This window comes from Paenibacillus sp. sgz302164 (assembly GCF_056120505.1).
Map to the genome: position 1 here is coordinate 201,422 of NZ_JBVYOL010000009.1, position 23,368 is coordinate 224,789.

General features: G+C 55.4%; 12 protein-coding genes and 1 pseudogene. 9 read left to right on the forward strand and 4 right to left on the reverse strand.

The window, feature by feature from the left end:
- Nucleotide 1 precedes the first annotated feature (1 nt).
- The 3 genes from AC0LWT_RS17040 to AC0LWT_RS17050 all read right to left on the reverse strand — a co-directional run bounded on the left by AC0LWT_RS17040 (nt 2) and on the right by AC0LWT_RS17050 (nt 4,901).
- The gene (locus tag AC0LWT_RS17040) at nt 2-1,870 is read right to left on the reverse strand and encodes a tetratricopeptide repeat-containing glycosyltransferase family 2 protein (protein ID WP_474682452.1); all 1,869 of its coding nucleotides are present in this window, start codon (nt 1,868-1,870) and stop codon (nt 2-4) included.
- Nucleotides 1,863-3,401 carry a tetratricopeptide repeat protein gene (locus AC0LWT_RS17045; protein ID WP_474682453.1) on the reverse strand — a complete coding sequence of 513 codons (1,539 nt, stop codon included), beginning with the start codon at nt 3,399-3,401 and terminating at the stop codon, nt 1,863-1,865. Before AC0LWT_RS17045 ends, AC0LWT_RS17040 begins: the two co-directional genes overlap by 8 nt.
- A gap of 81 nt (nt 3,402-3,482) precedes the next feature.
- Complete coding sequence (locus AC0LWT_RS17050; protein WP_474682454.1) at nt 3,483-4,901, reverse strand: DUF6385 domain-containing protein; 1,419 nt, start codon at nt 4,899-4,901, stop codon at nt 3,483-3,485.
- 256 nt (nt 4,902-5,157) lie between these two features.
- Between AC0LWT_RS17050 and AC0LWT_RS17055 the strand changes: the two genes are divergently transcribed.
- The 5 genes from AC0LWT_RS17055 to AC0LWT_RS17075 all read left to right on the forward strand — a co-directional run bounded on the left by AC0LWT_RS17055 (nt 5,158) and on the right by AC0LWT_RS17075 (nt 12,796).
- Complete coding sequence (locus AC0LWT_RS17055; RefSeq protein WP_474682455.1) at nt 5,158-7,410, forward strand: helix-turn-helix domain-containing protein; 2,253 nt, start codon at nt 5,158-5,160, stop codon at nt 7,408-7,410.
- A gap of 257 nt (nt 7,411-7,667) precedes the next feature.
- The gene (locus AC0LWT_RS17060; protein WP_474682456.1) at nt 7,668-9,248 is read left to right on the forward strand and encodes a glycoside hydrolase family 43 protein; all 1,581 of its coding nucleotides are present in this window, start codon (nt 7,668-7,670) and stop codon (nt 9,246-9,248) included.
- 213 nt (nt 9,249-9,461) lie between these two features.
- Nucleotides 9,462-10,364, forward strand: coding sequence for an ABC transporter permease (locus AC0LWT_RS17065; protein WP_474682557.1), 903 nt, complete (start codon nt 9,462-9,464; stop codon nt 10,362-10,364).
- Nucleotides 10,365-10,383: 19 nt separating this feature from the next.
- Complete coding sequence (locus tag AC0LWT_RS17070; RefSeq protein ID WP_474682457.1) at nt 10,384-11,262, forward strand: carbohydrate ABC transporter permease; 879 nt, start codon at nt 10,384-10,386, stop codon at nt 11,260-11,262.
- A gap of 31 nt (nt 11,263-11,293) precedes the next feature.
- Nucleotides 11,294-12,796, forward strand: coding sequence for an extracellular solute-binding protein (locus tag AC0LWT_RS17075; protein ID WP_474682458.1), 1,503 nt, complete (start codon nt 11,294-11,296; stop codon nt 12,794-12,796).
- A gap of 1,152 nt (nt 12,797-13,948) precedes the next feature.
- Here the strand turns inward: AC0LWT_RS17075 and AC0LWT_RS17080 are convergent.
- The gene (locus AC0LWT_RS17080) at nt 13,949-17,158 is read right to left on the reverse strand and encodes an alpha-mannosidase (protein WP_474682459.1); all 3,210 of its coding nucleotides are present in this window, start codon (nt 17,156-17,158) and stop codon (nt 13,949-13,951) included.
- A gap of 538 nt (nt 17,159-17,696) precedes the next feature.
- Here AC0LWT_RS17080 and AC0LWT_RS17085 point away from each other — a divergent pair.
- The 4 genes and pseudogenes from AC0LWT_RS17085 to AC0LWT_RS17100 form a co-directional block, all read left to right on the forward strand.
- Nucleotides 17,697-17,792 (forward strand): annotated as a pseudogene (locus AC0LWT_RS17085) (FAD-binding protein); the annotation flags it as partial.
- Nucleotides 17,793-18,010: 218 nt separating this feature from the next.
- Nucleotides 18,011-19,021, forward strand: a complete 1,011-nt coding sequence (gene desA / locus AC0LWT_RS17090; RefSeq protein ID WP_474682460.1) for a Delta(5) desaturase DesA — start codon at nt 18,011-18,013, stop codon at nt 19,019-19,021.
- Between the two features lie 228 nt (nt 19,022-19,249).
- Nucleotides 19,250-22,306: an ATP-binding protein gene (locus AC0LWT_RS17095; protein ID WP_474682461.1), complete on the forward strand. Its 3,057-nt coding sequence runs from the start codon at nt 19,250-19,252 to the stop codon at nt 22,304-22,306.
- On the forward strand, nt 22,281-23,363 hold the full coding sequence (locus AC0LWT_RS17100; RefSeq protein WP_474682462.1) for a response regulator: 1,083 nt from the start codon (nt 22,281-22,283) through the stop codon (nt 23,361-23,363). The genes AC0LWT_RS17095 and AC0LWT_RS17100 overlap by 26 nt, the downstream gene beginning before the upstream one ends.
- Nucleotides 23,364-23,368 lie beyond the last annotated feature (5 nt).

Sequence of the window (23,368 nt, forward strand, 5' to 3'; positions counted from 1 at the left end):
GTCAATTCACCTCCTCCATGAGCAAATCGTCAATCAGCGTCAGCAGCCGGGGCCTGACATCGTTCCAAAGGGCGGCATAGGGATGGCCGGCGTTGTCATTTTGAATAATATGGTAAATTCTTACATGCACCGTTTTGACCAGCTCGTAACGGCCTTTTAAACGCTGGACAGGGTCCGGCAGAACGGCCAGCAGCCGCCGCCAGTAGGCCTGAACGCGCTGCTGCAGGGCAAATAGATGCTCTTTGGCCGCCAGCATATACAGAAAATACAACTCGCTCCATAAAGCACTGTATGCGGCCGCTTCCAAATGCAGCGGAATGTCGGTCTGCCCCTGCTCGTGCAGCAGATAGGCGTGGAGGTTCAGCATAAGCTCTCGCGTCTGATTGGGCGAGGAGTCCGTCTGGGCCGAACTTCGCTCCGGCCCCGCCTTCATACGATCCAGCCAATTCGCGGCGGATTGGTCGTCGTTGCGGGCAAGCGCCGTATAGAATGATTTTCGGGCCGCAAGCTTGCGGTGGACGGCCGCTTCGGCTTCTTTTTGCCCGCGATTGCGGTCGGCGACGAGCAGCTGGCAGCGCAGCAGCAGCAGCTGGCGCTCCTCCTTTTTGTCCAAAGGCAGCGTCTTGCCCTTCAAAATGCGCGCCGCCTGCGCGTACAAGCCAAGCTGGTAATAGGCCAGCGCGATGCTCCACCATGTTTTCGGCGTAGCCATTTGAAACAGCCGATCCATTTTGTCCGCGAGGCCGTCCGCATCGTGCAGTCGGGCCAGCAGGCTGATCAGCCGCAAAAATGGCGAAATCAGGCCGGAGTTCAGCCTTAACGCATTCGCGTACCACTCTATGGCACCGTCGTAGTCTTCCAGCTGTTCCAAAGTTTTGCCCAGATGGAAACTGGCATTGTACGTTCCTGCGCCGCTGGCGGACGTATAGTTCGGCGGAGCCTCGCCGATGTCGATCGCTTTGCGGAAAGCTCCCGCCGCAGATTCCCACTGGCGCTGCTGATAGTGAATTCTGCCGAGCGTCAGGAACAAATCGGGAAAATCGCGCAAAACGTCCCCCGCTTTGCTCAGCAATGCAACCGCCTCTTCCCAGCGGCCGAGAGCTTGCAGACAGTTCGCCTCGCGAAGCACGACGACATGCCCGAAGCTGGAGATGCGCCAGTCCACGACCGTTCGGGACAAGGTGAATTGCTCCAAAGCCCGCGCATAATCGCCTGCCCGCATATATTCGACACCGAGATTGTAGCGGTGAAAGCTCTCGTTGTCGGTGCCCTCCAATTCCTGCAGCAGCAGATCCATATTGCGTTGAACTTTGTTTTTCTTTTGCACCACCTCGGGCAGGTAGCCACCGTGATTCACCTGAATATCGGAGTAGATGAGCTGTGCCGCCGGATTCGCGTTCAGAATCGGCTGCACGATCTGCTCGTGTATGCGCCCCTCGTAACGATAACCGGGCTTATTGCGAAACAAACGGAGCGAAGCGGATACTGAAGATCCCGCGTGCTTGGCCTCCGTACCGATAAAATTGACGATCCGCACAAAAAATCCGTCCGCATGAGGCGAATTCGCGACCATGTGGCGCAGCAGCTTCCCGTGCTGCTCTTCCAGCACTTCATCGGCGTCAAGCATCAAAATCCATTCCCCGGCGGCAAGTTCGATCGATTCATTGCGGGCATAGGCAAAATCCCGCCGCCACTCGCGAATATGGACGGCGGCCCCGCTGTTTCGCGCGATTTCCACCGTACGGTCCGTCGACCCGGTATCGATCACGATCACTTCGTCTGCCGCATCCCGGGCGCTCTCCAGGCAGCGGGCGATGACATCCTCCTCGTTTTTGACGATCATGCAGAGGGAAATCAGCGGCTTATTCATGGAAATTCGCCCTTTCCGCCCATCTCCAGCGGGTGATGGCTGCGCTTTGCTCCATTTTTCGTATGCCTGCTGCAACTTTATCCGCTTCCTCCCGCAAAAAGACGGAAGACGGAAAAATCGACATCGATTCGCTCAGCAGCGCCTCGCTTTGCCGCAAGCAGGCCAGAGCCAAAGCCGTTCGCAGCGATGCGTCATCGGGCTTTTGGGCGAGCAAATACTCGAACATCCCCGACGCCTGCTCATAGGCCCCCCGGTAATACAAAATTTCCGCCAAACAGCGGTATCCCGCCGGGTCAAGGGCATTGTCTTTCAAAGCTTGCAGAAAATAAGCGGCAGCCCGCATGACGTAGCCGTAGTCGAACAGGGCGAAGGCGAGCGATAGCGGGTTCGCGAGAAAGGGCCGCAGCTGCTCGGCGCGCTCGAACAGGCGCAGCTCGACCGTGCGCTCCAGCAGCGTTTGGAGCTCATGTGGCGCGAGGGCATCGGCGAGCATGGTCATGGCGGCTTTGTCATCGGCGAGCAGCAGCTTGCACATCAGGTCGTCCTGCGGGAACGCCCTGCGGTAGCCGTCATCCATGCCGCGGATTAGCAGGACGGCTTCGGACAATCGCCCGGCCCGGATCAAGCACGCAAAGCGGATATGGATAAGCGGAGGGGCCGTGTTTTTCGCGGATTCGAGCATTTTCAAAGCTTTTTCATACCTGCCGATCTTATGCAAAAGAAAAATGAGCCGCTCCTTTTTATCCGGATCATGCTCCAGCCACTGTTCGATGGGGGCGGTCGCTTCATCGCCGGTCCAACCTTGCCGCATGCGCTCATCGGCCCAGCCATACAGCGGCTCCATGCTGCGCCGTTCGGCATCGGACATGCGGAAGGCGGCGGCAGCTTCTTCGTGGAGGCCGCATTGCGCTGTATGCAGGCCGTGCGCCAGCCACAGCCTTGCGGTATCGCAGCCCTGTTCCGCCGGGGCGGGGCCTGCGGCATTCAGGGACAAAGCCTTCCGGCTAGTCGCATAGGCTTCTTCGATGCGGTTTGTTTTGTCGTACAAGCAGGAGAGGGCAAACAGACGGCCTGCGTCTTCGTCGTCTTTTTCTAGTTTATTTTCCAATTTGATCCAATTATTGGCATCAAAATAATAGAGCAGCCGGGCATCCGCCCATCCATGCTCGCCGTCGCGGATTTCCCGTGTCTCGATATGAAGATCGGGCAGGGCAAGGAGCGGGGAAAGCGGGATGCAGGCCAGCGGGGAGGCCGATGCGATAAGATCACCGGCGTCGTATAACCGGCGGTATTGGCGGGAGGGCCATTCGATATATGTCCAGCCGTGCTGCGGAATGGCAATGGTTTCATTGGAAAATTGGACGAAAATTTTTGCCGCGCCCGATCGGGCGATTTGCTCTTTTACCTTTTGCCATGTATGGCCATGATCCGGATCAAAAGCAATTACCGGCGGCCGCCCGTCCGGGTCCGGGGTAGCAGCCGGCTTTTCGCTGTCAACGTGCAGCAGCACAATGGCAAGTTCGGTCACCATGCAACAACTCCATTTTCAACTTTTTCGCGTACAAAAAAAGAAGAGGATAACAGTCGTCATCCTCCATTTTATGAATTCGATTTATACTTGTGCATCGAGATAAACGTCTACAGTAGCGGAACCGACTGCCTCTGTTGCCAGAGATATCCGGGTATATTTAGCAAATCGAATTGGCGTCAGAATGCCTCCTGTCAACAAGCCGGTAATAGTTGAGTCGACAAGCCAACGCGATCCGTCAGAACTGATTTCAACACGGGCATCGACGGTAACGGCGCCTGCATTGTTATAAACCAAGTAAGAGTAGACTTTGTATGGGTACGTGTTTTGCATAAGCGAGGCTGCGGGAACTGGCGTGTAGGAAGTTGAGCTGACCGTAAAGCCCAGTGCGTTGAATTGGTTGAAGTTGTTTTGAGATATGGTTGTGATGGTTCCGCCCAAGAGAGTAGCGGAAATCGTACCGCCGACGATAGTAACGGCTTCGACTGCGCTGAGCGTTCCGCCAACGATGGTAACGGCTTCGACCGCGCTGAGCGTACCGCCGACGATAGTAACGGCTTCGACCGCGCTGAGCGTACCGCCAACGATGGTAACGGCTTCGACCGCGCTGAGCGTACCGCCAACGATAGTAACAGCTTCGACCGCGCTAAGCGTGCCGCCGACGATGGTAACAGCTTCGACCGCGCTGAGCGTCCCGCCAACGATAGTAACGGCTTCGACCGCGCTAAGCGTACCGCCGACGATAGTAACAGCTTCGACCGCGCTGAGCGTCCCGCCAACGATAGTAACAGCTTCGACCGCGCTAAGCGTGCCGCCGACGATGGTAACAGCTTCGACCGCGCTGAGCGTCCCGCCAACGATAGTAACGGCTTCGACCGCGCTAAGCGTGCCGCCGACGATGGTAGCAGCTTGCACAGCGTTGAGCGTGCCGCCGACAATGGTAGCAGCCGATATAGCGTCAAGCGTGCCGCCAAGGACTGTGGCCGAGACAGTGCCGCCAAGGATCGTAGCGGAAACAGTCCCGCCGACGATAGTAACAGCTTCGACCGCACTCAGCGTGCCGCCAACGATAGTAACAGCTTCGACCGCACTGAGCGTGCCGCCAAGGATTGTAGCCGAGACAGTGCCGCCAAGGATCGTAGCGGAAACAGTCCCACCGACGATAGTAACGGCTTCGACTGCGCTAAGCGTACCGCCAACGATAGTAACGGCTTCGACTGCGCTAAGCGTACCGCCAACGATAGTAACGGCTTCAACCGCGCTAAGCGTACCGCCAACGACGGTAACAGCTTCAACAGCGCTAAGCGTCCCGCCAACGATAGTAGCCGAAACGGTCCCGCCGGTGATAGTAGCTCCCAGCACAGCAGTTACCGTATTCACAGCACCTATGTTAATGCGGCCGGTACTATCCGTATTGATTGCAAGGGTATTGGTCCCGTCGCTTCCGAAAATCAAGGTTTGCAATTGATTGGGGTCCAGATTATATGCTGCAAAGTTAGGCATGAATTTTCCCTCCTTTCTTCTATATATTTTATACTTGCTCTCGTATCCTTGATATGGATAGCAACCATCATAGACTTGCCTTAAAACAGCCCTTTTTAAAGCGCTCTGCGGGGATAATCTGCCCTGATGATTATAGACGTTCATCATTAGCAACAGTAATCTTGAACGTACGGGCTTCATTTGAAAGCCCGGTTCCGGTTCTATATAATGAGGATTACTCCGCGGATGGATGCCACTTGCAAAGTGAGGGACTGTCATGTTGAAATCGAAGTATTTACGCAGACTGATCGTTTTCAGTATGATTCTGGTTACGATCCCGGTCGTTTCTCTGGGCTGCCTGTCTTATTGGAAGGCGGGGGGAATTATTCAGGAAAAGGTCATTCACGGAAACATGCAGGTGCTTGCGCAGACACAGCTTCAAGTGGAACAGCTTCTGCAAACTATCGACCGGTCGATCCTTCAATTTATCAATAGCCCGTTATTGAATCAATCGATAGGAATGCAGCTGATGGCAAAAGATTTCCAGAAAGTGAACGACCTGAACGAAGGTCTCCACAAGCTCCAGTCCTATGACGCAGGCATACAAGATATACGGATGGCCAGCTTCGCCGGAAGATGGTATTTGGACAATAACGGCTTTATGGAATCACTGCCTGAAGAGGATTTGCAACCGCTGTCAAAATTGGCGGAGATGCCCGTGCTGTCCCGCTGGATGACGGACGAGGCGTCGGCCAGCATTCAGCTCGTGAAAAAATTGCCGATCAATACATTAACGAACCCGTTAGGCGTCATCGCCGTGACGATACCGGAAAGCAGGCTGAAAAAGCTGCTCCCCGAAAGCAACGAGGAAGCCGAGACGATCATTTTGGATGCGGATTACCGCATTTTGACCGAAGCGGCCAACCCTACGTTTACGCCCGAACTGATGGGCCGGATTGTGAAACATTTGCAGGACGTTCGCGCAACGGATGGCTTCGAAACGATTCGGATCGAACATCAATCCATCGGGGTTACATACCGGACTTCCACCTATAACGATTGGATTTATGTTTCGGTTGTTTCCATTGCTCAAATTACGAAGGAATCCCGGGCTATCGGCTGGTACACGGTGCTGGTGTGTTCGGCCGTTTTTGCCCTCCTGCTGGCGGTGTCACTGATGGGCTCCCGAAAGATGTACAGGCCGATTCGCATGATGTTCGAGGCGGCCGGCAGCGGAGGCAGCGAAGGCAGAGCGAAGTCGACGGATGAGCTGCAGGTCATCGGCGACCATATACGTTCGCTGAAGACGTCGCAGTCGAAGCTGCTGGAGCAGATTCAAGGGCAAACGAAGCAGTTGAAGGAGTTTTTTGTAAGGAAACTGTTGATGGGAGAGCTTGGTTCCAAGGAGATTCAGGACAGAGCCGAGGCGTTTCAGTATGATTTGGGCGCAGGTGCTTTTTGCATTGTCACTGTGCAGATCGACTCGCTCGCCGGCACGCGATTCCGCGATACCGACCGCGATTTATTGATGTTTGCCGTCAACAATATCGTATCCGAGTTGATTCCGGCGGATACTCGCCTGGATCCGGTCGTGTTAAGCGGGAATCAGGTGACGCTGCTGAAAAACAGGGCGGACTCGCCGGAAGCGGCGAAAAACGGGGTGTACGTCTGGGCGGAGACGATCCAGTCTACGGTGAAGACGATTTTGCAGTTGAGCGTCAGCATCGGCATCAGCCGGTTTCATCCCAGCCTGACGTATTGTGCGCAAGCCTACCGGGAAAGTCTGGAAGCGCTGAAATACCGGATTCGCTTTGGCGAGGGAGCGATTTTGCATGTGGAGGATGTGCTGCCGGATCAGCGTATTCATGCGATGTTCCCCGAATGGATCGAGAAGCAGATGATCGACGCCCTGATGGTGCCGGACTTGGAAAAGGCGCGCCAACTGCTCCGCGAGTTTTTGACAATGACGATTCGCGAAAATATTCGCCACCAGGAATATCAAATGATCCTTTTCCGCCTGCTCGTCGACCTGATCCGCGAAATTCAAAGCTCGGGCGAGACGCTCAAGCTGTCCTTGAACGACGACCGGCAGCTGTTCGAGCAGCTGAACGATTTGAAAACCGTTCCCGAAACGGAACAATGGTTTATGAGCACGGTCATGGAGCCGATGGTGACGCTGATGAGCAGAAAATGGAATACGCGGAACAAAAACATTTCCGATCAGATGAAGGACATTATCCACCGCGAATTCGAATCCGAGCTTACGCTGGACGTTTGCGCGTCGCGCCTGAATTACCATCCGAACTATTTGAAAACGGTGTTCCGCAAGGAGTCCGGCGTCAATTTCAGCGATTATTTGTCCCAGTACCGGCTGAATCAGTCCAAACAATGGCTGCTGGAAACGGATATGAAAATTGCCGAAATCGCAGAAAGGCTGCGGTACCAGAATCCGCAAAATTTCATCCGGTACTTTAAAAAAATAGAAGGTACGACTCCCGGCGAATACCGGAAAAATTACCGCCCTTTATAACCCGAGCCCTTTCGGGTTTTTTTGGCGCGGGCGCAAGGGGAACAGGAGGAATGGCTGGAAGCCGGAGAGACATTTTCCCGCCCGAAAAGTTCTGCTTTGCGGAGCACCCGGCCTGCCTTGGGGATTATCCGGCAAGTAAGGCAGCGAACCTTCTGCCGGAAGGATTATAGAAGGGGAGCCGCTTTTATGGCTATATGGTATTAAGCGGGAGACGACGATTGCGATTCTCCCTAGTTACGATTGCGAGGAGCGAAGCTATGAAAACGACCGAACCCCCGTTCGAGCAGGTTTGGAAAGCGGATTTGCAGGACGGCACATACCGCAATCCGATTTTGTACGCGGATTATGCCGATCCTGACGTGATTCGAGTCGGCCGCGATTTTTATATGGTATCTTCGAGTTTTTCGCATGTACCCGGCCTTCCCGTGCTGCATTCGCGGGATTTGATCCATTGGAGCATCCTCGGCCATGTGCTGGAACGGCTGGACTTGCCCGGTTACGATCTGCCGCAGCATGGCGCAGGCGTCTGGGCGCCGAGCATCCGGTACCGGGAGGGCCGATTTTGGGTCTACTACGCCACGCCCGACGAGGGCATTTTCATGTGCACGGCAGAGCATCCGCAAGGCCCCTGGACGGCTCCGCATTTGGTGTACGGGGTAAAAGGCTGGATTGACCCGTGCCCGTTCTGGGATGAGGACGGCCGCGCCTATCTCGTGCATGCGTTTGCCCACAGCCGCTGCGGCATCAAGGATCAACTGCAGCTGATCGAAATGGCGCCGGACGGCCGCAGCTTGCTGGGCGGGAGGCGGATCATTTTCGACGGCAGGGAGCGTCATCCGACCATTGAAGGTCCGAAGCTGTACAAGCGCAACGGCTACTATTACATCTTCGCACCTGCCGGAGGCGTGAAACCCGGTTGGCAGACGGTTCTCCGCTCGACCTCCATATGGGGGCCTTATGAGGATCGAATCGTTCTCCACCAAGGGACGACGGATGTGAACGGACCCCATCAAGGGGGCTGGATCGAGCTGGAGTCGGGCGAGTCGTGGTTTCTTCATTTTCAGGATCGCGGCGCATACGGCCGCATCCTGCATTTGCAGCCCATGCGCTGGACGGACGATTGGCCGGTAATGGGAGCGGGCGAGGGAGAGATCGGCGAGCCCGTGGCGCAATGGACGAAGCCGGATGTGGGCGGAGTCCATCCGCCGCAGGCGCCGGCCGCCTCGGACGATTTTGCCGGGCCGAGGCTGGGCCTGCAGTGGCAGTGGCAGGCCAACCCCGGGCCTGGCTGGCATTCGCTGGCGGCCCGGCGAGGCCATCTGCGTCTTTACGCAGCGCCGCTGCCCGCAGGGAAGCGGACGCTCTACGATGCGCCGCAGCTGCTGCTGCAGAAATTCCCGGCGCCGTCTTTTGCCGCCACGGCGAAGCTGGAGCTCGCCGCTGCCGGGCCGGCCGACAGAGCCGGGCTGATCGTCTTCGGCATCGCATACGCTTGCCTGGCCGTAGAAGCCGGCGAGGACGGCGTCCGCTTGTCCCTCATGCAAGGGCACGGCGCTCCCGCAGCCGAGCAGGAGGTGTGGGCTGCCGGGCTGGAGCGCTTCCCCGCCTCCGGTTTGTATTTGCGGGTAACGGTCAGCGGCCCGGCCGGCGGCGAACCGGAATGCGCCTACAGCTACAGCCAGGACGGCAAAAGCTACCTGCAAGCGGGAGCGCCGGTTCCGGCCAGTCCGGGCAAATGGGTCGGCGCCAAGGTCGGCATTTTCTGCGTGAATCGGGAAGGTGCCGCAATCGGAGGCCATGCGGACTTCGACTGGTTCCGGGTCGATGAGCTTCCTTGATGATTATCGGATATTCCGTACGGATTATTCGCGGCGCGTGCGCAAGGGGATTGCCCGGGCCGGCAGTGTCTTGCGGCCAATATGTGCCTCGGGGATTGTAGACGGCAATGCGGCGCGATTTTAAAGTGAATATATCCGCTAGCCGATAAGGAGGGATGCGACGTGCAGACTGTTTCAACGGAAACCTACTCGCCCTCGCAAACGAAGAAGAAAATGTTATACTCGCGCCTGCTGAAAAGATACTATTGGTTTTATCTCATGCTGCTGCCGGGCTTGCTTTATTTTATCGTATATAAGTATGTGCCGATGTGGGGGATATTGATTTCCTTCCAGGATTATCAGCCTTTTCTCGGGTTTGCCAAAAGCAACTGGGTCGGCTTCAAGCACTTCCGGACGTTTTTCGGCGACGATGCGTTCTGGATGCTGTTCCGCAATACGTTCGTTTTGGCGGTATATAACATTGTGTTCTTTTTTCCGCTGCCGATCATTATCGCGTTGATGCTTAACGAACTCAGGCTCGCCGTGGTAAAACGCGTGATTCAAACGTTGATTTATATTCCCCACTTCGTATCTTGGGTCGTTGTCGTCGGCATCAGTTTTTTGTTCTTCTCGTCGCAGGGCGGAATCGTCAACAATTTTCTGGCGAGCGCCGGGCATGAGCCGGTGAATTTCCTGATGAGCAAGGACTGGTTTCGAACCGTCATCACTTCGCAAGTGATTTGGAAAGAAACAGGCTGGGGCACGATTATTTTTCTGGCGGCGCTGGCCGGCGTCGATCCGGGACTATATGAGGCGGCTCGCATAGACGGGGCCGGCAGATGGAGGTCGATGTGGCACATCACGCTGCCTGCGATTCGCGGCACGATTATTATTTTGCTGATTTTGCGGCTGGGGCATTTTATGGATTCGGGCTTCGAGCAAATTTTCCTGATGATCAACCCGCTCAATCGCGAAGTCGGCGAGGTTTTCGATACGTATGTGTACGATATGGGGATTTCGCAAGGGAAATTCAGCTACAGTACCGCGGTCGGCGTATTCAAATCGGCGGTTGGGCTGGTGCTCGTCGTGGGTGCGAACTATGTAAGCAAAAAGTTTGGCGAGGAAGGTATTTACTAACGGGAAAGGGGAGATTGTAATGGCGGGCAAATCGATTTCAGGCAAAATCGCCGACGGCATCAATACGGTCATTCTGCTGATTGTGGCGGCCGTCTGCGTCCTGCCGTTCCTATATATTTTGGCAGCCTCGCTGACCGCCCCGGAAGAGCTGATCAGCAGCGGGTTCGTGCTGTTTCCGACGAAGTTCTCTCTGGACGGCTACCGGTACATTTTGTCCACCAACCTGATTTTGTCGAGCTTGGGCGTATCGATCTTCATTACGATTGCCGGTACGCTAACGAATCTGCTGTTTACGGCTTTGATGGCCTACCCGCTCGCCCAGAGGGGGCTGCCCGGCGGCAAGCTGGTGATGAAGCTGGTCGTGTTCTCGATGCTGTTCAGCGGAGGGATGATTCCGACCTATCTGATCGTCAAGTGGACCGGGCTGCTCGACAGCGTCGCGTCCTTGATTATTCCCGGCTTGATCAGCGCTTTTAACCTGATTATTATGCGCACTTTTTTCCAGCAGCTTCCCGATGGGCTGGAGGAGGCGGCCAGAATTGACGGCTGCAGCGATCCGGGCATTTTGTTCAAAATCGTGCTTCCTTTATCCGCACCGGTTCTCGCCTCGCTCGCCCTGTTTTATGCGGTAGGGCACTGGAACGCTTATTTTAACGCGGTATTGTATATTAACGATAATTCGCTGTGGCCGATTCAGGTCTGGCTCCGGCAAATCGTTATTTTGTCGCAGGGGGGAATCGGCGATTCCACGCAGTTCAGCGGCGATTATGTGCCGCCTCCGGCGGAAACGATTAAAATGGCCGTCATTATCCTGTCCACGCTGCCGATCTTGATCGTGTACCCGTTTTTGCAAAAGCATTTTGCCAAAGGCGCATTGCTCGGGTCGGTGAAGGAATAAATAACTACTTTCAATTCAGGAGGGTATTCTTATGAAATTAACGGAAACCGGAAAATCCCGCAAGCTGATATCGGTTCTCTGTCTGACCTGTATGACGGCTTCTATGCTCGCTGCTTGCAGCTCCAAGCCGGAATCTCCGGCGGCAAGCTCGACGGCCGCTGCGTCGCAAGAGCCGCTGAAGCTGAGCGTGATGATGATTCAGCAGCTGGCGGAGCCGCCGAAAAAAGATTCGCCGGCCATTAAAAAAATCGAAGAGTACACGAACACGAAGCTGGATATTACCTGGGTCCCGGCCACGACCTACGACGACAAAGTCAGCGCGACGATCGCCTCGGGCAACATGCCGGATTTGATGCTGCTTCGCCGGGTCAAAGAGTCCGCGCAGCTGAACGCCCAGATGTCCGGCGTGTTCTGGGAGCTCACTCCGTTTATCAAAGATACGAAATCGTTAAGCAAAATGAGCGAGGTGGCCAAGCGGAACGCCAGCGTCAACGGCCAACTGTTCGGGATTCCGCGGGAGCGGGTGCTGGCGCGCTACGGGATGATTTTCCGGAAAGACTGGCTGGACAACTTGGGGCTGCAGACACCGAAGACGGTGGACGATATTTACAACGCAGCTAAAGCGTTTACACAGGGCGACCCGGACAAAAACGGCAAAAACGATACGTTCGGCATCCAGGAAGACAGCACGATGGAACTTCTCAAGCAGCTGACGATATATGCGGGCGGGCCTAACGGATGGGGGCTGCTGGACGGCAAGGTTACGCCGGATTTTCTGTTCCCCGAATACCAGACCGCTTTGAACACGTACAAGAAAATGGTTTCCGAAAAGCTGATCAGCCCTGACTTCCCGATTGCCAAGAAATACGACTACTTTAATCAGGAAAAAGCCGGCATCTACTTCTCGGTTCTGGATGACGCCTCAACCCGCCACCTTGATATGATGAAGAAAAATCCGAAAGTCGCCGTCGACGTGGCGCAAAATTTTGACGGCCCCAAGGGACAGCGGGTCAGAGCGACGCTCGGTTACGATTCGATGCTGGTCATCCCGAAAAAGAAAGAAACGACCGAAGCGAAAGTCAAACAGATTGTCGCTTTCCTCGATAAGCTGGGCGACGAGCAGATGCAAACGCTGCTGAAATGGGGCATCGAAGGCACCGATTATACGGTCGATAACGGCAAGGGCGTGAAAACCGCAGGTTCAGCCGGAATCGGCGATGTGCTCAACTTCAAATGGGATACGCCGGGAACCGGCCTGGCCGGGACGAAAACGCCGCTTGAAGAAAAAATCGACAAAACCATGGCGGACAACAAAGGCATCGCCGTCGTCGATCTGAGCGCTTCCCTGCTGTCGGAAACGAACAATCAGAAGGGCAGGGATTTGACCAAAAGCATCACGGATGCTGTAACCAAATACGCGCTCGGCGAACTGGACGACAAGGGCTGGAAAGATGCGATCGACAAATGGCGGAAAGACGGCGGAGACAAACTGATCGAAGAGTATACCGCCGATTACAACAAGCAACAAAAATAAGCTCCCGCGCGCAGCTCCCAGTGCGCCGCGCGGAGTTGCGCTGCAGTCAGAGTGACGGCAAACCGCGGCGCAGGGCCGGAGGACGAAAGCGTCACCTTCGGCACCTGTAGTGGTACCGTGTGGAGCGCCGCGAACCGCACTGGCCCGGGCCGGGCTGGGAGCGCTAAAGCGTGTGTTTAGAAGAAAAAGGACTGACCTTCCATAGCAGCTTTTAGCTGCGAGGGGTCAGCCCTTTTTTGTCCGCGTGTCACGCGTGGGTGGAAATGCCGTCAGGGGGTCGGTCGCGAACGGTATTTTGTATCGTGTATCGTGTCGGGCGAGAATGTCAGCATGTTTGGCGAACGTAGCAGTTACGAACGATGTCTTGGTGACCGTCGGAAAACTCACTTGCTGGAACTGGCGGTGCCGCGCTTGGCAATTCCTGCACAATTGCAGGCTTTTGAAAAACCCCTCCGCGTCAGAGGCGATAACTACAATCTGCCCGGCTGAACGAAGAAAACCTGCAAAAATACATGAATTTGCGTCCTTGATCGCTGACCACGAATAATTCCTGCAATTGTGCAGGCTTTTCAGCGGGGACATGGGCTCAGGTGCACATTCAGCGAAAATTCCTGCACTTTTGCAGGTTTTTCGCCAAAATAGGCCAATTTCAGAGAAAAAACCTGTACTTTTGCAGGTTTTCCCTACCACGATGTCTCATTGCCCATTTTGTTCAGTTCCGCGACCTCACAAGGAGAGGTGCGTGCCCAGAAAAAGCGACTGTCCCTCAAATTAGGGCCCCACTGTTTCCCATAGCCCTGACTGAGTGTCGCGATTTTATCGGGCAGCCTGCACAATTGCAGGCTTTGCTGGCGTCGGAGCTGCCCGGGGCACGAAAATTATGCTGCTGCGGGGCTTTTCGGCGGTTTCCAAAACGCCGCAGCATACGTCAGCGCCCCTGGAGGTGCGCTCGTCTCCCGCATCCGAACGAACGATCGGGAGTTGATCGCAGCCATGCGGCGGCGCTGAATTAGCATCGCCTCAGACGCCCCGACTGACTGGTTCGTTTGCCGCACTGCGGGCCGGAGCGCACGAACCCCGGCCGCAAGGCAAGTCCGCCTGCAACTGCGCTACATGCGCCGCATTGTTCCCGGCTGCACAATGCGCCAGTTGCTACCGTTCAAGGAAACGAATCCGAAACGTTCGGATTTCGTAAGGCGAGAGCGCAAAGCGCAGTTCGCCGCCCTCCCGGGATTCCCCGACCGGGCGTTCCAGCAGGTCGGTTTCCTGCCACTCGGCGATCGGCCAGTCCGAGGCGAGCCCCACTTCGCCGCGTGCGCCGGCGTATTCGTGCAGCCGGAGGATGACGTCCCGGCTGTCCTCGCCTTTTTTCACGGCGTCGATCATGACGCGCTCGGGCGCCGACAGCCGGAAGCAAGCGAACGACGCTCCTTGCTTCGGCGCGCCGGGGTAGGCGCTGAGCGGGGCGTTCAGCGCCCAGGCCTCTTGCACCGTGCCGCCGTCGCGCCAATCGCCGGCATGCGGCAGGAGCGAATACGTGAACGCATGCGTTCCTTGATCGGCTTGATCGTCCGGCACAAGGGCCGATTTGATCAGGGACAGGCGCATCACGTTGTCCTTGATGTCGTAGCCGTACTTGCAGTCGTTCAGCAGACTGACGCCGTATCCGGCTTCCGCCAAATCGGCCCATTGATGGCCGACCGTTTCGAAACGAGCATAATCCCAGCTCGTGTTCCAGTGCGTCGGCCGCTTCACGTTGCCGAATTGAATGTCGTAAGTCGCTTCGGTCGCGCGTATATCGACGGGAAATGCCGCCTTCAGCAGCTGCCGCTGCTCGTGCCAGTCCGCTTCGGTCACAAAATCAAGACGGCGGCTGTGGGCATACGCAATCAGGCGCTGGCGGATCGTCGAATCCATGTAGGTCCATTCGAATTCGACGATCGCTTGCAGCGAGCCGATATGAACGACGCGGACGGCCCGCAGTTCCGTAACGGTGCGCTGTTTTTGCATATAGTACAGATCGATGTCCCACGCTTCATGCCGGCTTTTGGGCTTATCCTCGAACACCTGCAGCACATTGGCCGCCGTCCCCGCCGGAAACACCTCGCGGCCCGCTATTTTGTCATGCAAGCGCGTCAATTGTCCGAATGCGTTCCAATCCAACGTATAAAAGGGAGTTTCCAGCTGATTCCCATTCGCCGCAAAAGGGACAAAGGCCGGAGGCTGAACCTCGCCCGGCTCGCTCAGACCCGAATCCGAACCTGGGCCCGGACCGTCCGGCTCAAACCGGATCAGCGCCAGCCCCATAGGAGGCACTTCCCGGACGAGAACGTGCCAGTCCGTGCCGATCCGCTCGGCGGCAAGCGCGCATCCGGCCGCGTCTATCCAGCGTCCCGCCTCCATCCCGGCAAGAGCCGGAATGACGGCCAGATCCGTGCGCGGCCAGGAGGAACCGTTGCACACGGTCCATTCCCCGCCGCCGCCCTTTTGCCCGGGCCCCGCTGCCGTCAAGCTGTCGATCGCCCTCTGCCGGGCGTCGACGCCAAGCTGCCAGGCTTGCGCATATTCCTCCCGCGCATCCTCGTACACCTCGCGGATCGACGAGCCGGGGATAATATCGTGAAACTGATTGCGCAAAATGATTTTCCAACCCTCATACAGCTCCTCCGCGGGATACGATCCCCATCCGGCCTGCAGAGCCCCCAGCACACTCAGCCATTCGGCTTCCCGGTACAGCAGCTCCAGCTTGCGGTTCATTCGTTTGATGAACGCCTGACTCGTATACGTGCCCCTGTGCAGCTCAAGGTACAGTTCGCCGTCCCATGTGTGCACGTAGCTGTCCGAAGCGGCCACCCTCTCCGCCAAGTCGCGGAAATAAGCGTCCGCCCGGCCTGTCGTAACATGAGGCAGCCCCGGCATGTCGGCCAAGCGCCTGCGCATCTCCAGCATTTCGCGGTTGACGCCTCCGCCGCCGTCTCCATAGCCGTAAGCGAGCAGCAGCTCGCGGTTCAGCTCTTTATCCCGGTAGGCGTCCCATATGCCCTGCACAGTTTTGGGCGTAATTGCGCCGTTGTACGTATAGTAAAAGGCTCCAAGCCCGTCACTGTCGCCCGGATTCGGCGTTGTGATGAAATGGGTGAGAATTTCGCTGCCATCGATCCCTCTCCAGTAAAAAGTGTCGTTGGGCATCCGATTGTACTGGTTCCAGCTGATTTTGGTCGTCATAAAAGCTTCAATACCGGCTTTGCGCAAAATTTGCGGCAGCGCCCAACTGTACCCGAAAACGTCGGGCAGCCAGAGGTATTTGCACTCGGTCCCGAACTCTTTCCGGAAAAAGCGCTCGCCATAGAGCAGGTGCCGAACCAGGGATTCCCCGTTCGTGAGATTGCAGTCGGCCTCAAGCCACATGGCGCCGCCCGGTTCCCAGCGGCCTTCTGCCGCCCTGGTGCGAATCTCGGCATACAGCTCGGGATAATCCGCTTGGATATATTCGTAAAGCTGCGGCTGCGTTTGCAAAAAAACGTACTCCGGATACCGCTCCATAAGCCGCAGAACCGTGGAAAAAGAACGCGCGGCCTTCTCACGCGTATGCCGCAGCCGCCACAGCCACGCCACGTCGATGTGGGTGTGGCCGATGCAGCGGACCGTAACCGCGTGGCGCTTCGGCTTATCGGCCAGCCCGCTGCGCAGCTGTGCCGCGGCCTCCGCCAGCGAGGCGTAAAACCCGCCGCTCCCCGGACGCGACCAGTCGATCCGCAGGAACGCCCGATCGACGAGGCGGAGCAGATCGTGCCGTTCCGGCTCGCTGCCCGTCAGCTGCATCGCCGTTTCGAGAGCGGCTTTGGCGGTGTAGTACAGGTCGTCGGCCGATTCATCGAGCCAGGCCAGCGCCGCCTGCTGCAGCCGATGCTCCTGAATCTCGGCGCTCCGGTACCCGCCGAGTCCCGACCAGAGGCGCAGCCGCAGCCGGACCGTGCGCCCGGGAGCATCGTCCGGCAAAAAAGCCTCGCGGTGGTTGTTGTCCACCCCCTGGTACGGCCGGCCGTCCACAAACAGCAGCGCTTCGAAGCCGCTGTTCCCGTTCCCTCCGCTTTGGCCGAGATCCAGCAGCGCGACGACCAGCTTGCCTGACCAGGCCGCGGGAACGGCGGCGTCTGCGGCGAGCCAGCGGTATTCGTCGCGCCCTTGCCACCGGAAGCCAAGCCGCACTTCCTCCCACTCCCCGCCGTCGTCGGGGTAGGTTCCGACGGCCCCGTCGGCGTCGGTTTTCATTTTCAACGGCTCGATGGCAAAAGCATCGCGATAGCGAAACGGTTCCAGATCCCGGATTCGCGCATGGAGCTTTTCAACAGTCCAAAACATAGGATTGCCTCCTGTTTTACCGAAATTTACGTTCATCATACTGGAAGCCCTTCGGCCGAACAACCCCAATCCCCAACTTGCTTCCTTAAGGAGCAAGGAACATTCCGTACGGATTAATGCCGCAGCGTACTATGCGCCCTAATGATTATGCCAGGCACGCTCCGGCCCCCTGGTCAACGTCGAGAGGCGCATAGCCGCGAACGTGCCGGCCGGAATCCGCGAAACGCGGGGAAAAACCTGCGAAAGTGCAGGTTTTTTCTCCGAAATTGGCCTGTTTTGGCGAAAAGCCTGCAAAAGTGCAGGAATTTTCGTTGAAAGTGAACCTGAGCCCCTATCCCCGCTGAAAAGCCTGCACTTTTGCAGGAATTCTTCGTGCAGGAGATTAGCCGATCTACCCTTGACTTATTCACAGCCGCTTGCTAAAATTACAGACAAATTGAGTCTTTAATTAATGGTGTTTAAAGCAATAAGCAAATTTTTTTGTTTGTATTAAGGATTTCAAATATCTTTTATATCCAAAATAAAAGGAGAGAACGCTATGTCAATCGATTGTGCTATTATTGGTGGAGGTCCGGCAGGCTTGAATGCTGCTCTTGTATTGGGCAGAGCAAGGAGAAATGTGATTTTGTTCGATATTGCGGCAGCGGAAGGAAGCAAAGCCGCCATCGGGGTGAATTCCGATTTCATTTTGAATAGTTTCGCTTAATCAAACCTTAATTTGGTGTTTGTATTTTTGAAACCATTTCAGTTAATCTTACGTATAGACGGAGATGGGCATGAATCTACTTCACTCGATTCGGAATCCATTAGCTGCAAAAATTATGGATACGAAGAGAGGAAGAAGACAACAAGATGAACCACCAGGAACAGGATCATTGGCGGAAAGACATTGCTCCTTACGAAAGACCGCATTTCAAATCTAGCGTTTGGCAGATTTTAAATACCATTGCGCCCTTTTTTTTGCTTTGGTATGCTGCCTACTGGAGTCTATCAATCTCCTATTGGCTTACTTTGGTTTTTACTATTCCGGCCAGCGGTTTTTTGATACGGATATTTATTATTTTTCATGACTGCTGTCACAGGTCGTTCTTTAAAAGCAGGATGGCCAATGAAATTGTCGGTACGCTAACCGGTATTTTGACCTGTTGCCCCTATCATCAATGGAAACACACGCATTCCGTTCATCATGCGACCAGCAGCAACTTGAATAAGCGGGGGACGGGGGATATTTGGACGTTGACGGTGGAAGAATATGTCGCACTGTCACCGCTGCGGAGGCTTTTCTATCGGCTTTACCGCAACCCTTTATTTATGTTCGGTCTGGGTCCCGTTTATATTTTTTTGATAGACTACAGATTTAACCGCAAACGCGCCGGGCTGAAAGAACGGATCAACACCTACGTGACCAACATCGGCATAGCGGGAATAGCAGGCTTGCTTTGCTGGTTGATTGGCTGGCAAAATTTCCTGCTCGTACAAGGACCGATCTTTTTGATCTCGGGCACTGCCGGCATCTGGCTGTTTTACGTGCAGCATCAGTTTGAGGATACGTATTTTGAAAAAGAAGAAGATTGGGACTACGTCAAAGCGGCCCTGCAGGGAAGCTCATTCTACAAGCTGCCGAAGATCCTTCACTGGATTACAGGCAATATCGGTTTTCATCACATCCACCATCTGAGCCCCCGGGTTCCTAACTATTATCTGGAAAAAGCTCACAACAGCAATCCCGTTCTGCAAGATGTTCAGACGATTACATTATGGACCAGCTTGCGCTCTCTCCGGTTCCGCGTCTGGAGCGAGCAAAGGAAACGGTTCATCGGATTCAGAGATATCGGACGTTCGACGTCCGCGCCAGGCAAATAAGCAAGAACGGCCATCTCGCGATAGCGGGAAGAGGCCGTTTTTTTGTTGTTTAGGAAATTATGATTTGCGTTGGCTGTGGACAAAGTGTGCATAAAATTGTGGATAAGTGTTATGGGCGAGCATTGAGGCGACCGATAGCATATTTCTACTAATTGACCGCAAATGCTGTATAATTCAGAATGAACGCAAGTAAACGGTTTTATTAGGGGGTTGCGGAGGGATCGATAGATGAGAAACGTCAGCATGATCAGTATAATCGGTATCTTTTTTATCGCAACGTGCTTCTTTCTTTACGACTGGCTCAACCCGGCGGACAAGCACTATCCCGTAGCTCATGGCGGTGTGTTGGACGCGAGAACGTGGGATTTCGACGTCCATGGTATTATTCCCCTGAACGGGGAGTGGGAGTTTTATGAGGGGAAACTGTTGGCTCCGCACGATTTTTACGTCAATCCGCTGCTTGCGACCGAGCGTCAGATGGTGCGGGTGCCGGGCAGTTGGAAAGGTATTGTCGACTCCGGAGGCCAAGACGGGTATGGAGCCGGTACCTACCGATTGATCGTGCAGGTGGACAAGAAGGATTTGTACGGCTTTCGCGGGAAGAAGATCCGCATGTCCAGCCGGGTTTTTCTGAACGGAACCGATATAGGCGGCAACGGCCGAACGACGGCAACCGAGCACGGGTTCGTGCCAAGCAATCTGCCATTCTTGGGAATGGCGCAAGCTGAGGCCGGCGCAGTTGAAATCGTCGTCCAAGTGTCCAGCTTCAAGTACCTTGAAGGCGGGCTCGTGCAGGCGCCGGAATTCGGACCGGCGAAAGACGTAATCGCCCGTCAGGACCATTTCAGGCTTGTCGACATGATTTTGATTACGGCCATGTTCGTGTTTGGGCTTTATTACATAAGTATGTTCAAGCAGTGGCGCAAGGAGCCGCATCTGGTGCATTTTGGCATCTTCTGCTTGACGGCGGGCTTGTTTTTCAGTTTCGACGACGAAATTTTGGCGGCGGCGGTCGTCCCCTCTCTCTCTTTTTTATGGCTGCAAAGAATGATTGTCCTGCTGCCGCTGACTTCATTTTACTTTTTCTATCTTTATGTGCACCGATTCTTGGGGGGACGGAACAACGGCGTATTCCGCGCGTTGCGCTGGATATTCATCGCTGTCTTTGCCGTTTTCCTATTCACGCCGAACGAATATTTGCGGGAACTTCTATGGACGACCATTGTGCTTGAAACTCTCTTCCTTCTGTTCGTTTTTTACGCAATTTTTAGCGGCCGCAATCGGGGGGGCCAGGGGACCGGCTCTATTTTGCTCGGGGTATTTTTCCTTCTCTTCACATGGATCTACGCCCATCTTCGTTATCAGCTAGCGATGGATAACCCGAACTATATGATCGTTACGCCGCTCTTGCTGCTGTACTCGCAGGCGTCCTTAATGTCAAACCGGATTCAGGAGGCTTTCCGCAAAAGCGAACGCCTCTCCCGGCAGTTGCTCGTTTACGATCGCCAGAAGGACGAATTTCTGGCCAAGACGTCGCACGAATTGCGAACGCCCCTGCACGGCATCATCAACTTGTCCCAATCGCTACTGGAAGACCCCGAGCGGCCGCTTCACCCGGAGCATCGGGAGAACGTGAGGCTGCTGCACTTGGTGGGGCGGCGATTGGCGGGGCTTGTGCATGATATTCTCGACATGAACCGAATCAAGCTTGGACAGCTGCATATTCAAACGACGCATGTGGATGTCCATATGTCGGTTCGTTTCGTACTGGAGACGTTGGCGATTACGCCGATCAACCGCGAGGTTCGCTTGATCAACGAGCTTCCTTCAACGCTTCCCTTGGTTGAGGCGGACGAAAATCGGCTGCGGCAAATTTTGCACAACTTGTTGGAGAACGCGCTGAAATATACGGAAAGCGGAACGGTGCGTATTTCAGCAGAAGCGTTAGGCGCGGGGCTGGCCATCACGATAGCGGATACGGGGCCGGGGATTCCGCCGGACAGACTGGCAAGTATTTTTGAGCCTTTTGTGCAGCAGGAAGAGATGGAACACCGTTCCCAAGGAGGCATCGGACTCGGCCTGAGCATATCGAAACAGTTGGTCGAGCTGCAAGGCGGCAGACTGGAAGTCGAGTCCGAGGTTGGCCGCGGTTCAAGATTCACGTTCACGTTGCCGATTGCCGTCCAAGAGCGGGAAGCCGCTGCGTCCGGAGTATATGTGCAACCGCAAGTGGCGGAGAAGGTAACGTTAAACATGCGCGTTCAAGACGAGACCGCCGAATATGAAGTTCTGATCGTGGATGACGAGCCTTCCAATTTGAAAGTGCTAATCGATGCCGTGATGTCACTCCGTTATGCGTATACCGCGGTCGGAAGCGGACAGGATGCGCTTGCGCAACTCAAGGGACGGAGGCTGCCGGATTTGGTGCTGCTGGATTTGATGATGCCCGGCCTGTCCGGGCTGGACGTATGCAGGGAAATTCGCAGCTTGCACGGCTTGGCGGAGCTCCCCGTGCTGATGCTGACCGCATCCGGCCAGACGAGCGACATGACGGCTGCTTTCGAGGCGGGCGCCAACGATATTTTGCAGAAGCCGTTTGAGCTTGTGGAGCTAAAGGCACGGATGCAGTCGCTGCTGTCGATGAAGCGTTCGTCCGAGCAGGCGGTTAAGCGGGAAATGGACTTCTTGCAAACGCAAATTACTCCGCATTTTCTTTACAACAGTTTGAACACTCTTGTGGCACTCAGCTATAAGGATGTCGACAGGCTGCGGGAAACGATCAATGATTTAGCCACGTATTTAAGGGCAAAATTCACGTTCGTCTTTCAGGCCGATCGGATTTCGCTCGAGCAAGAATTGGAACTGGTGCGCTCATATTTGGCAATTGAACAGCTTCGTTTCGGCAGCAGATTACAGGTCAAATACCGGATAGAAGCTGATCTTTCCTTCTGGCTTCCTCCACTTATGATGCAGCCGCTCGTAGAAAACGCAGTGCGGCACGGCATCGGACCGAAACCGTTGGGAGGCACCGTGGAAATTATGGTGAGTCGAAGCGGCGGCGGGGTTCTAGTGACGGTGAAGGACGACGGCGTGGGCATGGAAGAGGCGAAACGGCTGCAGCTGGAACAAGAAAAATCACACGGAGTAGGGATCGTCAATGTCAGCCGCCGCCTGCAAATGATCTACGGACATAAGCTGGAAATCGTCAGCGTACCGGATCGGGGCACACAAATCAACCTTTATCTGCCGGAGGAACCCTATGCTCAGAGCAATTTTGATCGATGACGAGGTTATGGCGTTGGACGTGCTGGAAATCGTGCTGGAACAAGTCGGCGGTGTACAGGTGGTCGGCAAATTCGAGCATATCGCCGAAGCGATCGGACAAGTATCCGGGTTGAGGCCGGACCTCGTTTTCCTGGACATCGAAATGCCGGGGATGAGCGGCTTGAATGCCGCCGAGCAGCTGCTAGGACGTTATGGGGAGATGGATATCATTTTCGTTACCGCTCATCAGGAGTTCGCTGTCGATGCGTTTGAGACAGGAGCTTTCGGCTATTTGTTGAAGCCGGTTTCGAAAGACAAGCTGTCGAAGACGTTGGACCGGTATACGCTCCGTCCCGTACGCGGCGTCGCGAGCCGCGCGGTTCGGCAGATTACGGGAGATTATTCAAGTGGGCCGGCACAGAGTGACAAGCTGATTTTGAAAGCGCTTGGCAGCATGGAGCTGTACGGCTTGGACCGGCAGATGGCGAGCTGGAGAACGAAGAAAACGAAGGAGCTGTTCGCCTATCTTTGGCATCAAGGTGGAACCCCTGCCTACCGGTATCGACTGCTCGACGATTTGTGGCCGGACTGCGAACTCGGGCGTTCCCAGAAGCTGCTCCATACGACGATGTATTATTTGCGGAATGCGTTGAAGAACGCCGGATTTCCGGACATGGTTGCATTCGCCGACGAACGGTATTGGCTGAAGACCGAGATGGTCGACAGCGATACAGCGAGATTGGAGGAGCTTATGAGGTATGGGGGCCGGCCGGGCGATATCGGCGAACTGCTCTCGCTTTACCGCGGCGCTTATTTCGAGACGGAGCAATATGGCTGGGCGGAAAATAAAAGGTACGAGCTCCATTCCTCGTATATGCAGCGTCTCGAACAGTGGTTGGCGGAAGCTGCGGAGACGGACAAGGAGCCGCTGCTGAGAAAGTTGATCGAGATTGAGCCTTATCGCGAACACTATTACGACCTCTTGCTGGAGCATCTGGAGAAGATGGGCGACGCTGTGGCAGCGGCTAAGCTGCGGGAGCTAAGGCGGTATAGGTTTGAAGACGAGCTCGGTCTATAGAAATG